The sequence below is a fragment of the Sulfidibacter corallicola genome (assembly GCF_017498545.1).
Lineage (GTDB): Bacteria > Acidobacteriota > Holophagae > Acanthopleuribacterales > Acanthopleuribacteraceae > Sulfidibacter > Sulfidibacter corallicola.
On sequence record NZ_CP071793.1, the window covers coordinates 2,177,987 to 2,194,944 of the forward strand.

9 protein-coding genes are annotated in these 16,958 nt (G+C 59.1%); 4 read left to right on the forward strand and 5 right to left on the reverse strand.

The window, feature by feature from the left end; translation table 11 throughout:
• Window positions 1-8 precede the first annotated feature (8 nt).
• The 4 genes from J3U87_RS06390 to J3U87_RS06405 all read right to left on the reverse strand — a co-directional run bounded on the left by J3U87_RS06390 (window position 9) and on the right by J3U87_RS06405 (window position 8,082).
• Window positions 9-2,495 (reverse strand): hypothetical protein, encoded by a 2,487-nt coding sequence (locus J3U87_RS06390; protein ID WP_237382200.1) that lies wholly within the window; start codon window positions 2,493-2,495, stop codon window positions 9-11.
• Between the two features lie 322 nt (window positions 2,496-2,817).
• A complete protein-coding gene (locus tag J3U87_RS06395) occupies window positions 2,818-4,443 on the reverse strand; it encodes a SpoVR family protein (protein WP_237382201.1) in 1,626 nt (541 codons plus the stop codon).
• Between the two features lie 213 nt (window positions 4,444-4,656).
• Window positions 4,657-5,739 carry a DUF444 family protein gene (locus J3U87_RS06400; RefSeq protein WP_237382202.1) on the reverse strand — a complete coding sequence of 361 codons (1,083 nt, stop codon included), beginning with the start codon at window positions 5,737-5,739 and terminating at the stop codon, window positions 4,657-4,659.
• A gap of 123 nt (window positions 5,740-5,862) precedes the next feature.
• Window positions 5,863-8,082: a hypothetical protein gene (locus tag J3U87_RS06405; protein WP_237382203.1), complete on the reverse strand. Its 2,220-nt coding sequence runs from the start codon at window positions 8,080-8,082 to the stop codon at window positions 5,863-5,865.
• A 741-nt stretch (window positions 8,083-8,823) separates the two neighbouring features.
• Between J3U87_RS06405 and hspQ the strand changes: the two genes are divergently transcribed.
• From hspQ to J3U87_RS06425, 4 genes are all read left to right on the forward strand, one after another.
• Window positions 8,824-10,071: a heat shock protein HspQ gene (gene hspQ, locus J3U87_RS06410; protein WP_237382204.1), complete on the forward strand. Its 1,248-nt coding sequence runs from the start codon at window positions 8,824-8,826 to the stop codon at window positions 10,069-10,071.
• A 613-nt stretch (window positions 10,072-10,684) separates the two neighbouring features.
• Entirely contained in the window at window positions 10,685-12,517 is a 1,833-nt protein-coding gene (locus tag J3U87_RS06415) for an AMP-dependent synthetase/ligase (RefSeq protein ID WP_237382205.1), read from the forward strand.
• Window positions 12,518-12,721: 204 nt separating this feature from the next.
• Window positions 12,722-13,795 carry a M48 family metallopeptidase gene (locus J3U87_RS06420; protein ID WP_237382206.1) on the forward strand — a complete coding sequence of 358 codons (1,074 nt, stop codon included), beginning with the start codon at window positions 12,722-12,724 and terminating at the stop codon, window positions 13,793-13,795.
• 168 nt (window positions 13,796-13,963) lie between these two features.
• Window positions 13,964-14,614 (forward strand): LysE family translocator, encoded by a 651-nt coding sequence (locus tag J3U87_RS06425; protein WP_237382207.1) that lies wholly within the window; start codon window positions 13,964-13,966, stop codon window positions 14,612-14,614.
• Between the two features lie 770 nt (window positions 14,615-15,384).
• Here the strand turns inward: J3U87_RS06425 and J3U87_RS06430 are convergent.
• Window positions 15,385-16,887 (reverse strand): glucodextranase DOMON-like domain-containing protein, encoded by a 1,503-nt coding sequence (locus tag J3U87_RS06430; RefSeq protein WP_237382208.1) that lies wholly within the window; start codon window positions 16,885-16,887, stop codon window positions 15,385-15,387.
• Between the last annotated feature and the right edge of the window lie 71 nt (window positions 16,888-16,958).

Below are 16,958 nucleotides of genomic sequence, written 5' to 3' on the forward strand. Positions count from 1 at the left end.
CGGACCACTCAGGAAATCATTTCGCTGAAATCGATGATCTGCTTTCGCAGCGCGAACACCACGGTGTCCAAGGCGATCGCATCCGGATAACCGAACCGTTTGACCATGTTCTCGAGAATGGTCTCCACCAAATTCCGAATCTCCACGGAGTAGGTCTTGTAGTAGCTGTAGTTGTTCTTCTTCTGGAAGAAGGCATCGCGCAGCAGTTCGGCGTTGATGCCTTCCACCGTACGCCGATGGGAGAGCAATTTGGCGTAAAGATCGTGAAAGCAGACGATGACGTTGTCGTTGCGGGAACTGAGGACGTTCTTGCCGTCTTCGATCAGAATCTCGCCGTTGCTCTGCATGGTCAGGAACTTCTGGGCGATTTCGCGCCGAAAATGTCCCGGGTCACGGTCGGGTGCGATGACCTTTTCCAGCGAGGCCATGTAGTGAAGATCGGGCGCATCCACCTTCTCCCCGGAATTGGGGTGGATGAAGGCGAACTTGGGTACCATGATGTGCGCGAACGCCTTGTTTTCGATGGCGTTGGCCAGCAGGACGTATTGCAGGTAACGCCGCAGGTCGGCTTCGATTTCGGTGGGATCGCGGTCCACCGTGGCCTCGGTGATCTCCTGGTCGATGATCATGAAGTACAGCGACTGCACGACCTTCACCAAGCCGCTGAAGTCTCCGTAGTCGCCTTCCCCGGCGCCCAGTCGGAACCTGCCGATCTTGCGGCTGGGCACCGCCTTGCGTTCTTTCTTGTACTTGTGATCGATCGACATCCAGTGATGCAGTTCCGCCCCTTCCTTGATCATGCGTTTCAACTGGCTGAGGAAGGTACCGACGTGCACCTTGCGCCCATCGGAATTGGAGATCGTGTTGCGCATGATGTTCTGGAGCTGCCGAACCGAAATGCCCTCCCTGCCTTCGTAGGGATAATGCTCGCGGAACAGCTCGCGCATGAACTCGTCGTCGATCAGTGCCAGTTCCTCGTTGGAGAAGAGCCGTGATTCGCCCAGCGAGACGGCGTCCGGGTGCCGGCTGATCAGTTTCTCCAGCGATTCGGGATCGTAGAGGTTGAGACTGAGCTTGAGCGCCTCGTTGCGGAACGGGTGCCAATGGGGCAGCTTCTGGATGGTCGCCAGTGGATCTTCCGACTGACAGGCGTACAGAAACAATTTTTTCTCGACGGTGATGTCGTTGTAGAGCATCTGCTTGCGTTGGCTCCAGTTGGAAAGGAACTTCTTGCGGGTGGGCGGCAGCAGCCGGGTCATCACCGCATAGTAGGCGGCGATCCGCAGGAGGTTGGGATCGACCTCGTAATTGGATTCCATGATCGCCATGTCGCGCTTGAGAATGTCCATTTCGGAATTGGCGTCGAGCAGGTAATTGACCGGAACCTTTTCGATCCGATCCAACAGCTTGGAAGAGGTGAGCTGTTTCTCGAGCAGCGCCATTTCCTCGAGGTTGGTGGTCATGACCACGGTGCCGTCCACCGAAGCCTGGGTCGACTCCACCGACACCTTGCCGCTGCCCAGCAACATCAACAGCGGTTTGTAATCGCTTTCGCTGGAGTTGTCGGTGCCGAAGGCGTCGTGGATGTGCAGGAGGCCACGATTGGAACTGACGATGGCGCCGGTGTACTGGTAGATGTCGCCGCCGGGCAGGTGTTGATCGAGAATGCTCTTGTCCTCGGCGCTGATGTCGCGGCGCCGCATGCGCACGTTCAACTGCTTCATGTCGTCGATGTTGGCGATGCCGGTGGCCTGGCCGTTGGAAAACACGATTTCCTCGATGCGCACGTACTCTTCCAAAATGTCGTACAGGCTCTTCCCCCGATTGAGGGGGTTCTGCAGCAGCCCTTCCATGATGTCGAGGCTGCACTTGTCGAGGCAGGCGTTGTGGTAGTAGGTGGGAATGACCACCTTGCCCTTGTGGGTTTCCTTGATGTGTTCCAACAGTTCCTGGCGAGGACGGGTCACCGTGTCGCCCTTGGAGAGCACGGTGGGGAAGAGCAGCAGGGGATTGTGGAAGAAGCTGCTCCACACCTCGAGACTGCGGTTCCCGGTCTGGCCGCGGAACTCGAAGAAAAACGAATAGAGCTTGACCGACTTGCGCTTGGTGTACTCTTCCAGGGCTTCGGTGATGAGGTCGATGATGTTGGTCTTGCCCGAGGCGGGCGGGCCGACCAGGACCAGGCCGCGGTTGGGGCCGGTCTCCTTACCCGCGGAATCGATCGCCGACACCAAGTGTTTGATCGCCGCTTCCTGACCGAATACGGCGTTGGTGCCCTTGTTGAAGATGTCGTGAAAAATGCGGTAACTGATGATGGGTTCTCCGGCACGAACGACGATATCGAAACCGAAGTACTCGATGGCCTTGGCCAACAAGGTCGATGAAGTCTGCAAAAAATCGTGGGGCCGACGAATGACTTCCTCCACGAAGTTTGAGAAGCGCAGGGTTCGGTTGCGGGTGTAACCCAGAACGCTTTTGAAGTCGAAATCGGTCATCCATACCCCCCGGTTTGTTTCTGTTAGGAACGAGGCACCGGAATGATGTTCCCTGACAAGGTCGATCGCTTTCTTATGATTACATATCGAAGCGTGTGGGATTCTGGATTAAAAAAGAGAGAAACCGAGTGAGGCTTTCGGTTCGCACGGAATTGGGATTTGCCGCTCGAGGGCCGCTTTCCACAGCGTGCCGCCGAGCGGTTCCGGAAGGGTTGAAGTACCTGTTCGAGAGCTGATAGGTATCTAGAAGCAAGTGACATGCCTACAAATGCACGTCCTGGGGAGACAAAACCTGGGCGCCGCTCCTTCGCGGGAGCCACGGCTAATCGAGCACCAGCGGCTTTTTTCCGTCCCGCATGCGATCCACGACGACCTCGAAATCGACCTCGGGAATGCGCATCTCGCGATAGCGGCCACCGGTATATCCGTAGAGCGTGTTCTTCGAAACCAGCGAGATCCCGCCCTTCCAGATCATGTTCAGGTTCTTAAGGGTGGGCTGGATCCAATTGGCCTTGAGGCGTCGACCATCGTCGCGGTGGAACAGCAGCAGCCCGCCGTCTTCGAAATCGGCGTCGATGACATAGATGCGCGGGCGGTAGAAGTGCGTGAAGAATTTGAGCATTTCCTTCTTGATGGGCTCGGGGTTGAGCCAGACCCAATAGCGATCTTCCTGGATCACGTCGCGCTTGGAAATGCCCAACCGCGCCACATCGCGCTGGGGTACGCGATTCAAATGGAATTGGTGGATCAATTCGGGCGTGAGGAAACGCCGCAGATATTCGTAATCGGTCACCGTGCGTACCAGATGGCGCATGGCGTCGATGGGCTGGGTGCCGGATTCGCGTTTCCAAGCATCCTTGGCCTTTTGGTCCTTTTCCTCGTGGTAATCCAGCGACACCTTGCCGTCTCGGTAGAGTTCCTCCACGTGACACCACATGTGGAACCCCAAATGATAGGGATTGCGCATGTAGTAGGGCCTGGGATAGCAGACCCCGGAAAAGACCTTGGAATAGTCGATGATACCGGTGCAGGCCCGTTCCTTGAACAGCTCCAGCATGATCTTCTTTTCCCAATACATGGCCCACCCTTCGTTCATGATCTGGGTACGCACGACGAAATCGGAAGGGGCGTGAATGGTGTAGAGATAGTCCAACACGGAGCGTTCTGCGTTGGTCGTGGGTGCGTAATACCGCAAAAAGGCGAACACGTCCTGACAGGGGCAACGCAAGCGGAAACCGCGGCGCGACAGGGTTTCCTGGCGGAGCTTGGTTTTCATTTCCCGCTCGTAGGGATTGGCGTCGTTGCGCGGTCGCAACAACGCGTCCAAGGTCGAGGAGAGCGGGGTGTAGAACGAGGGCGTCACCGGCGCCTCTTCGACGCGCTTTTTGGTGCCGGTGCCGGTGACCGTGTCGGATTCCACGGCGCGACCCACGTTGTACTGGGAATTGGGCGCCATCATCGGCAGGGCCGATTCGGCCGCGTTCCAGTAGCTGATGAAGCTTTTTTCGCCCATCTGGTGGCGACCCAGGTTGACCTTCTTGACCAGGAACATGACGAACTCGGTCCGATCCGGGTTGGAATCGCGCAGCACGTTGAGTTCGCTGAATTCGCAGTGTCCCAGCACGTGGGCCATGACCGAGGCCTGCATCATGGGCGAGTTGGTGTTGTTGAGGTAGGCATAGCTGGGATTTCCGGTTTGGACGACCTCGTAATACAGACTCGATTCCATGCCCTCGGAAATCCGGTATTTCTTGCTGACCATGCGCTTGCCTTCCCAAATGTTGGAAGGACTGGCCGGATAGACCCTTTTTTCCAGGAGCGAGGCGAACTCCAGGCCGTCGAGTATGTAGAAGCGAACTTCCGGCAGGGTCATCCCGAACTCTTCGCCGAAGTACAGTACTCGATCCTTGAGGTGGTTGAGAACCTCGTCGGTGTGAATCATCCTCATGGTGCCATCTCCGTTTCGGGGGTCTCGATTCGGCGACAAGCGAAATCGATGGTCTCGGGTTCGCGTTGACGGGAGATCGCGCGACCGCTTCCGAATAGGGCTCGGGCCGTGCGAGTGGTGGTCTGGAGGCCTTCGTTTGGGTGTCGGAGGGTGAGGGCGGGATGGATTCGACGAGGCGGGCGAATGAGGGCACCGAGGGCATTCACCGGATGCTCAATTGCGCTCCCCGAACAGTTTCTTGATGACTTCGATGGTGTCTTTCTTGTGTTTCAATTCACCCAGCCGCACGATCTTGTCGCGGCGAAAGCGATTGCTGATCTTGGTGTTCAGGTGGGAGGAACGGCTGGGCTGGACCTCGACCACGCCGAGCCGATTGAAAATGGGCACCATCTGCTCTTCGACGATGGTCACGATTTCCTTGGCGTCGTCGGCGAACAGTTCACCGTCGCCGAAGTAGAAACCGTAGAAGTTGGTGGTCGTGGGGTCGTATTCGTTGACGGCGATGCGCGCCACCAGGTCGAAGACAATGGAGGCACGGGTGCCGCCGGCATTGGCCACTCGATAGAAATCTTCCGGCATGACCTCGTAGGCCTCGGAATCGTGCACGAAGAAGCGATGTTCGACGGCCTTGGGCCCGTAGTTGTAGTCCAACCAGTTGTGGATGAATTTCACCAGGCGCTTCTCCAGTTCCAACCGCTCGCCGTAGGTCGAATAGGAAATGTCGCCCATGTAGAACACGACGGCCTTGTACTTGGGTCGCTCGACCCGTTGCGGCAGCTTGTAGCGCCGATCGCGGCGACGAAACTGGAGTTCGTAGATGCCCTCTTGCGGTTGATAGGAACCGGTGGCGATCGAGGTCTTGAGGACCCGCTTGAACGTGCGTTTCTTGTCGAGGATGATGCCCAACTGACCGAAGGTCTTGAAGGTATAGGACACCTGCTTGATCTTGCCGCGACCTTCCTTTTTGAGGTCGGGCAACTCCAGGCGCTCGGCGATCAACTCCATCAACTTGTCGAAAGGCAGGCTGAAACTCATCTTGCCGCCGCCACTACCGGGACCGCTGCCGCCGCTGCCGCCGCCGCGACCATCGTCGCCGTAGACGAACGACGGCGGCTGGATATCGTCGAGCTCGACGATCAAGTCGCTGCCGCGTTCCCCGAATTCGGTCAGGTCGCCATCGGTGAGAATGCCTTCGATCAAATCACTGAGCTGGTCTTCGATGAATTCGTTGAACGCCCCTTCCGATTCGTCGGAATTGATGCGGTCGTTGTCGAAGGGTATCGATTGCAAGGTCATCCCCGGCCTCCTCGATGCCGCGTGGCGCGGCGGGCGTACGCAATGGCCCGGGCTCGGGCCGTTTCGGTCGCGGTCGGCGCGGGCCGGACGGATCCGGAACGCCCACGCCGCCGGCCCTGTGGGTCAGACAACGATACTCGAAGCGTTGGCGGTGATGGTCAGCGCCTGGAACGCACATTTGCCGCAATAGCCACGCGTATCCATGAGGTACTTGATGGTGTCGTTGAGCTGCTCCTGTTCCTTGCTGTTGACGTTGGCCGCACTGGTGCCGCTCTTGATCCAGCCCAACAGCTTCATGTTCTCACCCGACTTGAACTCGTTTTCGAACACGTATTTCTTGATCGCGTTCTGGTAGCTGGGTTCGTCTTTCAACAAGACCGTGTAGCTCACGCTGGAAATGGCGTCCGAGAGTTCCTTGCGGAAGACTTCCTTGTCGGGAATGCCCAGATACTGCTCGATGGTCTGCATGAACTTTTCGTCGGGCTTCACATCGGCCTGGGTCACCTCGTGTTTGACGGTGGTGTTGTGGGCGTAGGCCCGCACGTGATCGGTGTATTTCTTCCAGGTGGTCTCGACGATCGAATCGTCGCGCAGGATGGCACTGTAGACGTCGCTGGCGATTTGCCCGAAGATCCAGTTCTTGGCCTGGGGCAGGATCTTCTCGGCGTAGTGGCTCAACTTGACCTTGTTGTTGGCGAAGTTCTCCTTGATGGAGCGCTCCATGACCACGGCCAGGTCGAGCGGCGTGGTGCACGGGTTCTCCAGTGCGATCGAAGTCAACAAGGCGTGTTCACCGCTCTCTTCGCGGAGTTTCTGGATGTTTGCCGCGTATTCGTTGATCTGGAAGTGCTCGGTTTTTTCGAACACGTTCTGGATGAAGCGCGGATCCAGGCCGAAGGTCCCTTCGGTGGGTTTGACGAACTCGAACTCCTCGAGAATCATCTTGGCCATGTTGTTGTCCACCCCGGAATCGGCCCGGCCGGCATAGATCAGGGACTTCTGCAGCAACGACAGGTTGGGATTCTGCTTGGATTCGTAGAGCCGCGACATGGAGGCGGTCAGGCTCAGGAACTCCAGGCTGTGGGGCGCCACGTGGCACATGTGCTTGCGGTCCTTCAGCCAACGACGGTTGTCGTTGGAATAGGTGAAGCTGTAGATCTTCTCCTCGTCCTTGAAATTCACGCTGAGCGGCATTTCGATGAAGGTGGTGCGCGAGCGCAGCGCCTCGAAACTCTCGTTGCTCATGAACATGTTGAATTCGTGGAAGTTGGTGTGGCCGATGATGACGCCGTTGAAGGGAATCGGCGGCTGCCCCTCCGGCTTGAAGAACCGGTCCTGGGTCGCGAAGAGCAACTCGTAGAGGAACTTGTCGGAAAGCTTGAGGATTTCGTGGATTTCGACGAATCCGTTGGCGCCGGCACACAGCTCGCCCTTGTAGTCGTGGACCAGGGGATGGGATTCACTGCCAAATCGCGGCAACAGGCTGTAGTCTATGTTGCCCACCAGCGAACCCGCTTCCTGGCTCTTTTCGTCACGCGGCGTGTAGGAGCCGATCCCCGTCTTGGTACGCGCATCGAAAATCATGCGCTTCACTTTCAGATAATCCAGGACACCGTTGAAATCCAGGTCCTTGGCCGCCATGAATTCGTCGAGGACGTAGCGCGCGAACGGCGAGATGCGACCGTTGATCTTCACTTCGAACTGGCTGTCGTAGTGGGGGTGTTTCTCGAGAAAGACTTCCAGGTTGTCCCGATTCAAATTGGCGTTCAGTTCCTCGCACATGGGCCCACGAGCGTATTCCGGCATCACCTGGAGCGGGCGTTCGAAAATCGGCGCCTGCACGTAGTAGACCCCGGCTTCCTCGAACACCATGCGGTCGCGCAGGCGCTCGTCCACCGTGGGCAGCAGCAGGCTGTAGGTCAAGCCCGCTTCCAACCGGCTGTAGAGGTTCAGGGCCGTCTTGATGCCGTCCATGCTGCGCGATTTGGCCGAGCCCGGCGGACCCAACAAAATCCACAGGCGCTTGGAGGATTCCAAACCGCGGCTGGCGTTGTCGATTTTCTCGACGAGGTTTTCCTTGGCCTTCTGTTGGCCGAAGACGATGAAGGGCCCCACGGCGGTGGCGTCCTCGAAAAAGCCGTAGCGATGCTTGACCGGTTTGCCGGGCGAAAGCGAGTGCTCGACACCTCCGCTGAGAATCATGTCGTGCAACAACTGGAAGGTGTCGCGACTGATCCAGGGTTTTTGAGTCACCAGGTCCAGATATTCGAAAAAGGACAGAACTTGGTCGGTCTGGTTGGCCACCGCCGACGCCTGCAATATGTTCTTCAGCTTGTCGCGCATGGTTGCTTCCACCTTTCACGAGTCGATTGGCTCGGCAAAATCGCTTGCGGTTGGCATTGGGCTCCTGATACCGGGATACCGCGGACTCTGGCAGAACAAACCCGAGTCTCCCCCAATCGATTCGGAGGCACGTCACCGAATCCGAGTTTCTGTCCGGTTGTCAGGTTCGGGATTGAGATTTTGATGAATTAGCAAGAGTGAGTACGTTTTATCATATCGACCCAAATGGGACAAACTTGAAAAGGGGATTCTTACTGCAAGAGCTTCAATCTCAGCAATTTTCATTTCCGGTCAAGCCTTGGGACCACGGTACGGCATTTTTTGAAAAAAAGGTTTCACTTGCACCGCGGCGCACTTTCGACCACTAAATATTTAGTGAATGAAAACAGCAACCGATGTTCATCATGACCCATCCAAGACGAACGCTCAGCTTTCCGCTGCTGGTCTTCAGCAAACCGGCGAGATGAAGGAAACCTCCTCGGCTTTCTCCTTTCCAAGCGAGACCCGAATGGGGTAGATTCCCTGTGTTTCGCGCGGCGGCTGTTTCGACCGCCTTTGGGCCCGAAACCTCGAGTAAAAACCAACCCCTCGCATCGGAATCCTTCTCAAAAAGACCATGTTCCCGTCGTCATACACGGCAACGCCGTAATTTGTACGGTTCCGGATTCCCCCTCCAAAAACCACAACGGCTATAATGGGCGCGACCTTTCCCACGCGCAGTACGCCTCTCGGAGTATGTCCTTGTCTCTTTATGACTTCGGTCACAACAGTTCGCCCCAGGCGACGGATACCGCTCAATTCCATCCGGATGCGGAGCAACTCAAGAAATTCGAGCAACTCGTCAAACTGCTCGATGCGGAGTCCGAGGGTGTTCGTGAAATGGTGCGCCAGGAGTTGCTGGGCTTCGGCGACCATCTGCCGACCCTCGCGGCCGCGAGCAGCCCCGACCTGAGTCCGGAGCAGCAATACCTCCTACACGAGCTGTTGAACCGCCATAAATCGATGGCGTTGCGCGGGGCCTGGCACGAGTGGGCCCAACTAGAGGACCCCAACGCCCAACTGGAAGCGGTCCTGGGTTATTTCGCCCAAATCCAGGAGACACCCCAGCCGTTGCCGCCGCTTTCCCACCAACTCGACTACCTGGCCCGCTGTTTCCGCAATACGGGTCGCACTCGCAACGTCATGGAACTCAACCAATTCCTGTTTGCGGAGGGCCGGCTTCGGGGCGCTCAGACCGATTACTACAACCCGCTCCACGGCAACCTGTCCTGGGTCATCCAAAACGGACGCGGCTTGCCGATCAGTTTGGTCTGTGTCTTCATCCTGGCCGCCCATCGCCTCGACCTGATCGTGGAGGGATTCAACTTGCCGCGCCACTTCCTCGCCAAGGCCACCGTCAACGGGAACCTGATGTTGTTCGACTGCTTCAACAACGGCAAGATCCTCAGTGGCCAGGAAATTTCGGCGCTCACCCTGATGCCCAACATCGATATCCACGAATTGCTGTCGAATCCGCCCTCGGCCGGCCAAATCGCCCAGCGGGTGCTGCGCAACCTGATCAACGCCTACAGCAAGTCGGGCAACCTGGCGCGGGGCCAGACCATGCAGAATCTCCTGGAAGAGTTGAATCAAATGCCGCGGGCCTTTTTCATGTCCTGCCCGCGCGTGTCCTCGAACCCCCAGTTCCGGCGCGGGCAACTGGTGCGCCACGGTCGCTACGGGTATCGAGGCGTCGTGGTCGAATACGACGAGCGCTGTCAGGCCGACGAAGCCTGGTACCGAGCCAACAAAACCCAACCGGACAAGAACCAACCCTGGTACCACGTCCTGGTTCACGGCTCCAACGTGACCACCTACGCCGCCCAGACCAGCCTGATCCCCGACTACTCGGGCGCGGAAGTGATTCATCCGCTGGTGGACGTGTATTTCGATAAATTCACGAATGGTTTCTACCTGCGCAACGACCAACCGTGGCGCGAGGATCACTGAAATCGAGGGCTTCCCGATTTCGAAAACGGTTGGCCCATCCTCTCCAACCGAGATGTCTCGTCGGGCTTCCGACTGGATTCGCGTTTCGAATTCGGTAGCGTGGGCGAACCGAGCCGATCTGGTCGCCGCACCCACTTGCCCCAAACGCCCCCGCACGACGCCTCCCTTCGACAGATGAGAACATCACACAACCGGACCGAGAACGGCCGGACCCCGGTAGGCCGGACCCCGGAGGGCCGGACCCCGGTAGGCCGGACCCCGGATAGTCGTCCATCCCAGACCGGTCCGACAGTCCAGAACACCGGACCGGCGCACATCGAGGAATCTCCGCCCGAAAAGTGGCTGCCCGACCCCGAAGAACCGCCGCACCGTCAACCGTCTGTTGAAATGAACTCCCAAGTTTAGGTAGGCTTAGGTCAGATTCCCGCAACTCAACGAACCCACTTCCGACCTTCCCCGTCCGCAAACGGCAGGCCCGAACTTCCGACGGTTCCCGAAGCGGTTCCGCCCATCACCTCACCGCGACGCGAGCCGCCCGATCGATATACCGTCACGCCATCGCTTCCCGTAAACCCGCCTTATGCCCCTTCCCCTTCGCGCTGGAGATTCCCTTATGCAGCCGCAAAGCATTCCCCAGTTGTTTTTTGACGCTTGCCAGCAATTCGACAAGCGTGAAGCGGTGCTCGTCAAGCAGGACGGCGAATACGCGCCTTTTTCCCACCGCTTCTTTCGCCAGCGGGTGGACCATTTCGCGCGCGGCCTGATCGCGCTGGGGCTCGAGGTGGGCGAGCACGTGGCGATCCTGGCGCCGACGCGCTGGGAGTGGGCCATCGCCGACCTGGCGATCATCTGCGGCGGCGGCGTGGTCGTCCCGGTCTACCCGACCCTGGGCCCGGCAAAAATCGGTGCGATCTTGGATCACGCCCATTGTGTGGGTGTCGTCGTGGCCGATGCGTCCCTGGCCGAACAGGCGCTCTCGCTGCGCGAGCAACTGCCCAACCTGCGGTTCGTGATTTCCATGGATGGGGCAGACCTGCCGGAAGGGGTCCACCACCTGCCCGAGGTGGAAATCGAGGGCAGCCGTCACGACAACGAACACGAAATGGTCGCCCGGTGGCAGAGCAAGAAACCGGAAGATTTGCTGACCATCGTGTACACCAGCGGCACCCAAGGCGATCAGAAGGGCGTCATGCTGACCCACGGCAACATGATCGCCAACATCAGGAGTTGCGAACCGTTCATGAACTTCGGCCCGGAAGACATTTGCCTGAGCCACCTGCCGCTGAGCCACGTGCTGGAACGCATGGCCGGGTACTACACCATGCTCTACCGCGGCGTCACGATCGCCTACACACCCACCATCCAAACCCTGGTCGAAGACATGGAGGCGGTTCGGCCGACGGTGCTCATTTCGGTACCGCGGGTATTCGAAAAGCTCTATGCCCGGGTGTTGCGCGGCATCAACACCGCCGGTTTCCTCAAACGCAACATGGCCAACATGGCGCTCGGCGTGGGTCGCGAGGCCCTCCCCTACCTGATCAACGGAGCGCAACTCCCTTCCTGGCTCTCCCGAAAGTACCGGGTCGCCGACAGGATGGTCTTTTCCAAGATTCACGAGAAGACCGGCGGCCGGTTGAAGCTCATGGTCTCCGGTGGCGCGCCCCTGCCGCGCAAGGTCACCGAGCTGTTTTTGGGTATCGGGTTCAAGGTCATCGAAGGGTACGGCTTGACCGAGGCCGCCCCCGTCCTGACGATCAACCGGCCCGACAAGAATCGCCCGGGCACCGTGGGCCCGCCGATCCCCGAAGTCGAAATCAGGATCGCCGAGGACGGCGAAATCCTCGCGCGCGGTCCCAACGTGATGCCAGGCTACTACCGCGACCAGGAGGCCACCCGGGAAACGTTGATGGACGGTTGGCTGCACACCGGCGACATCGGCGTCATCGACGCCGAGGGCTGCCTGCGCATCACCGACCGAAAGAAGGACCTGATCATCACTTCCGGCGGCAAGAACATCGCGCCCCAGCCGCTGGAAAAGGCCATCGTCCTGAGTCCCCTGATCGAGCGCGCCGTGATCATCGGCGATCAACGCCCCTTTATCGCGGCCATCATCGTCCCCGCCTGGGAAAGTATCGGCGAGTGGGCTCCCGAGCGCGGCTGGTCCACCAATCCCCAGGTCCTGGTCGGAAACCAGGCGTTTCGCGACACGATCGAAGCCGAAATCGCCACCCATTCGGAAAATTTCGCCTTTTACGAACGCGTCAGGAAGTTCCAAATGCTGCCTCATTCGCTCAAGGTGGAAACGGGAGAGCTGACGCCCAGCCTGAAGGTCGTGCGCCGCGTGGTCATCGAACGCTACGGGAAGTTGGTCGAGGACTTGTATCGCGAAGAGGAACCCGAACCCCTGGTGCCCACCGACGAGGCCGACGAATCCCTGGAAGCCTGAATCCTCCGGACGAAGCGCGCGGCGCATCCACCGGCGGATGAAGCCCCGAAATCCATTTGGCCCCATCGGGACCCAGGATGCGCAATGGTTCCATAGAGCCCGTCACCATCGTTACCCGCCCAGCATGCCGCCCGACGCGGCAGCATGCCCACGAAAGTCAGCCCCATTTTCGCGAAAGATCATTCAAGTCGCCGGAGGTGTTTCTTGGTCGACCATGCCGAGCCCCGCGTTTTCCCCTGTCGTCACTGCGGCGCGCAGAATCGCCTGCGCCCGCTCGATATCGCTTCACGAGTGAACAAAGTGCGTTGCGGCGGTTGCAGCAAACCCTTTTTCCTGGATCCAGACGCCCCCTTCCCCCATTTGACGTCGACCGCCTACGAACATCCGTTGGACCGCAGTGCACTCGACATGTTGCGTCGCGTACCGGGCGTGAACACCGTTCTTCGCTTCATTCTCCGCGAGCTTTCCGAGCGACGCATGCGCATGCTGTTCGTCCAAACCGCGGTCAAGACCCATCCCGAGCACCTGAAACCGTTACACGACATGGTGCTTCACGGTTCGCGCGTGCTCGATCTGGAAACCACGCCGGAGCTCTTCGTGATGCACGACCCCAGGCCCAACGCCTTCGCCATCGGGGTCGACGACCCGTTCATCGTCCTGACGACGGCCATGCTGGACGTGCTCGACGAGCGCCAAATCCTCGGCGTGATCGGTCACGAGCTGGGCCACATCCACGCGGGTCACCAGCTCTACCGCACCGCGCTGTATCTGCTGCTGGAGTTGGCCGATCGCCTGGTGGGCAGCCTGATCCCCTTTCGCGAGGCCGCCATGCTCACGATCTATCAGGCCCTGCTTTACTGGAACCGTTGTAGCGAGTTGACCGCAGATCGCGCCCAAATGCTGGTTCAACGGGATTTCGACAGTTTCGTGCGGTGCGAGATGCGCTTCGCGGCCGGTTGCGACTATACCCGCGACCTGTTGAACACCGAACAATTCCTGATCCAGGCCGAGGAAGCGACGCGCATGCAGGAAGAGCACATTCTCAATCGCGTCTACGCCACCATCCAAATGGCCGACACAACCCATCCCTTCCCCGTCTGGCGCGCCGGTCACATGCTGAAATGGGTCACCGAAGGAACCTATCTGGATATTTTGTGCGGCAACTATACCCGCCGCGATCCTCCACCCCAGCCCGACCTGGAGGAAGAAGACAGCCCGGTATCGATTGACCGCATGCTGGACGAGTTGCGGGGGTTGCTCGGTAAGACGGGACTTTGATCATGGGTGGACGCGTGAACAGGAGCACGGATTTGGAGGATTTGAACGAAGATACTCGGTCGCACTTGCGCTGATCAGATGTTACTTTAGATGCCTCTACCATCTCCGGCTGATTCGGGTCGACGGTCGAGCCGGATTGGGAACCGTTACGCGCAGAGAGGCTGACCCATGGTTTTCGATCAACAGGTTCTGGCATTTATCGCGGTTGCGGCGATACTGACGATTACGCCGGGAGCGGATACCCTCCTGGTCATCCGCGGGGTCTTGGCACGGGGCGCCAAAGCGGGGCTCTGGATCACGGTCGGCATCTGCTGCGGGCTCTTCGTTCACGCCCTCCTGTCCGCGGCGGGGCTCTCCCTCCTCTTGCTCCATTCCGCCACGGCCTTCGCGTGGGTGAAGATGATCGGTGCGCTCTACCTCATTTTCCTGGGAGCCCAATCGCTCTGGGCCGTGGCGCGAAATCGCGACGACGACCTCGACGAGATGGAGGTGGACACCGATCCGGCACTTCGCCGCAAGAGCGATTGGACCGGATTCCGCGAAGGCCTGTTTTCCAACGTGCTCAACCCCAAAGTGGCGATCTTCTACCTGGCCTTTCTGCCGCAATTCCTTTCGCCCGGTGATCCGGTCATTCTCAAGTCGATGGTACTGACTACGATCCACTTCGTCATGGGCGTCGCCTGGCTGTCGTTGGTCGCGGTGTTCCTCGGTAAGATGCGCGCCTGGTTCGTCCGGTCCGGCGTACGTCGCTGGCTCGAGGGATTCAGCGGTGCCGTACTGGTCGCCCTGGGCATCGGGTTGGCCCTCGAACGCAAATAGCGACCACTCCCATGTCCGTGGAGAAAACGAAGTGATCCATTCGAGAAGTTCCCGCATTCTTCGAGGGTCGGCGCTGCAGTAGGTGCCGGGCCCGCCCAGGGGGCTCGACCGACATTTCGAAGGTAGTCAGGTTTCGAAGATTGGAAGGGTTAAAGAGCGGAGCCTATGGCCGGAGTAGAACCATCGAAGCATTGGGCTTCAGGATTTTCGGCGGGCAGGGCCGCTCAAGTCGCCACACATACCAAGGCGAAAAATGTCAGGTAACTGACAACGCGAAGGTCCTTTGCTCTTTTCCCAATCGAATCTGGGAAGGGGGATCGCTTCGAAATGTCGGCCCAGCGGAGACTGTGTGAAAACGTCGCAAATGGACTCAATCCGGCTTGGTCGCATCGCATAAGTGCCTTAAAACCAATCTAACTAACCTGAAAACTATAAACACGAACCGCGTTTTCACACAGTCTCCAGCGGGCCAACCTACTGCCACGACGCCCCTCCCACGATGCGGGAACTTTGGACTTCACGGCTTTCGATTGGGATCGCGAGGGAGATTTCGGGCTTCGCTCTTTGGCACAATTGATTGTCGTTGCTTGGGTTGCTTCGAAATGTCGGCCCAGCGGGCCAACCTACAGCGATGACGCCGCTCTCGCAAATGCGGGAACTCCAATGCGATTCGCTTCGATGGAATGTTCTACCCTGAAACCTTATACCGTGCCCATCCAGGCGAACCGCTTGGGCAGTTACGATCTTTCCGTTCCTGGATGGGTACCCGACTACAGTTGGTCGAGGATCTTCTGGCGCAGGCGAGTGTATTCTTCGGCGGTGATCAGGCCCTCGGCCTTCAGCTTCTCGAGCTCGCGCAGGCGATCGCTGATCGTGCGCGTCTTCTTGTTCAGGACCGTCGGCTTGTTGGACAGCAAGCGGTCCACGTCACTGCTGGCGGTGGGTTTCTCGGGCTGCTTGCCTGAAGGCTTGGGCGTTTTCCCATCCACGGTCGGCATGTGGCGCGCCGAATCGGAAACCGAAGGATCCGCCGGTCGCTCGCCGAAGCCAGGCTTTTTGGTTTCACCTTTACCCTCCGGCTTGGACGCCGCCACGTTGCGCGTCGCGTCCGTTGTCTCGGCGGTTTCGGGCTCTTTCGGGGTTTCGGCTTTCACGGGTTCCCCCTTTTGCGGCCCCGGCTCCGGCATGTGCCGCGCCGAGTCCGATACGCTCGGATCGTCGGGTCGATTCCCGAAATCGGGTCGCTTCGGCGGAACGGAAACTCTGGCCGGCTCGGCCTCGCGCGCTGCGAGCGCTTCGGCGTAGCTGCGTGTCAGGTCCGGGCTCCAATCCGCGACCGGAAGCGCCGGCAAGGTGGCCGGAAGGCCGCGAACCGCATCGAACCGCGTCAACACCTGTTTCTGAAACGCGATATCCGGGTACAACACGTCGATGATCGGCGGTTGGGCCGGATCGGCGTCGAACTCCAGGCCGAACTGTTCGGGAGACCGCCCCGTGGTCAGCGGCACCATCATCAGCCCTTGGCTCACCCCCTCGTAACCCAGGAAGCGCCAGTCCAGGCGCTGCTCGGGATCGGAGGCGGTCACCAGAACCAGATAGGACCAGTCCGATCGGGCCGCACCGCCCAGAAAGTCTTTGGGCACCAGGAACGATATTTTGTTACCCCGCACGCGAATGCGGTCGGAAAAGAAAAAGCTTCGCTCGATCACGGACTTCACTTCCTTGCGAATCGCTTTCGATGCCGCGGCATCCAGGCGCCCCCGAGTCTGGCGCGCTTCGCCACGACGAACCCGGGTCATGAAGTCTTCGAGCAGGGCACGCGCCTCGGGCGGGCGCGGCGTGAGGATGACCGCCTTGTCCCAGGCCGTATCCGGATGGACCTGTATCCTTCTGCCCGGCAACGTGACCACCGATCCCGACTGCGATTTACCGTCGGTATCGATGTAGATGTCCACGTTGAGGTTGAAAAATCCATGACGCAGGAAATTGGTCAGGGGTTCGGGCGAGTTGCGCGAAGTTCGGTTTCCCACGGGCCGCACGGGATTGGCGAAGGTCACCTCGAACCAGGTACCGCGGCGATCGCGCTTGGCGGAAAACTTCACCAGGTCCAGGTCGCCTTCGTCGAAGTCGGCGTTGGAGGGGTACAGAATGGCGCCCGCACCGAAATCGTCACCGCGCGGATCTTCGACCGCGAACAGCTCTTCTCCGGCACGCAACGCGATGCCGCAAAGCAATAGGGCCGGAATCACAAATGGATAAAGCACTCGAAACATAGAGGAAGCCTCGTAAAAACATGGATTCGTCTCCCATCGGAGATGGCCGTAGCGGCATCGACGGCGACAGA

Bases quoted from the DNA above. Each gene is read 5' to 3' on its own strand.
- J3U87_RS06390 (WP_237382200.1), bottom strand. From the start codon at position 2,495: ATGACCGATTTCGACTTCAAAAGCGTTCTGGGTTACACCCGCAACCGA.
- J3U87_RS06395 (WP_237382201.1), bottom strand. From the start codon at position 4,443: ATGAGGATGATTCACACCGACGAGGTTCTCAACCACCTCAAGGATCGA.
- J3U87_RS06400 (WP_237382202.1), bottom strand. From the start codon at position 5,739: ATGACCTTGCAATCGATACCCTTCGACAACGACCGCATCAATTCCGAC.
- J3U87_RS06405 (WP_237382203.1), bottom strand. From the start codon at position 8,082: ATGCGCGACAAGCTGAAGAACATATTGCAGGCGTCGGCGGTGGCCAAC.
- J3U87_RS06415 (WP_237382205.1), top strand. From the start codon at position 10,685: ATGCAGCCGCAAAGCATTCCCCAGTTGTTTTTTGACGCTTGCCAGCAA.
- J3U87_RS06425 (WP_237382207.1), top strand. From the start codon at position 13,964: ATGGTTTTCGATCAACAGGTTCTGGCATTTATCGCGGTTGCGGCGATA.
- J3U87_RS06430 (WP_237382208.1), bottom strand. From the start codon at position 16,887: ATGTTTCGAGTGCTTTATCCATTTGTGATTCCGGCCCTATTGCTTTGC.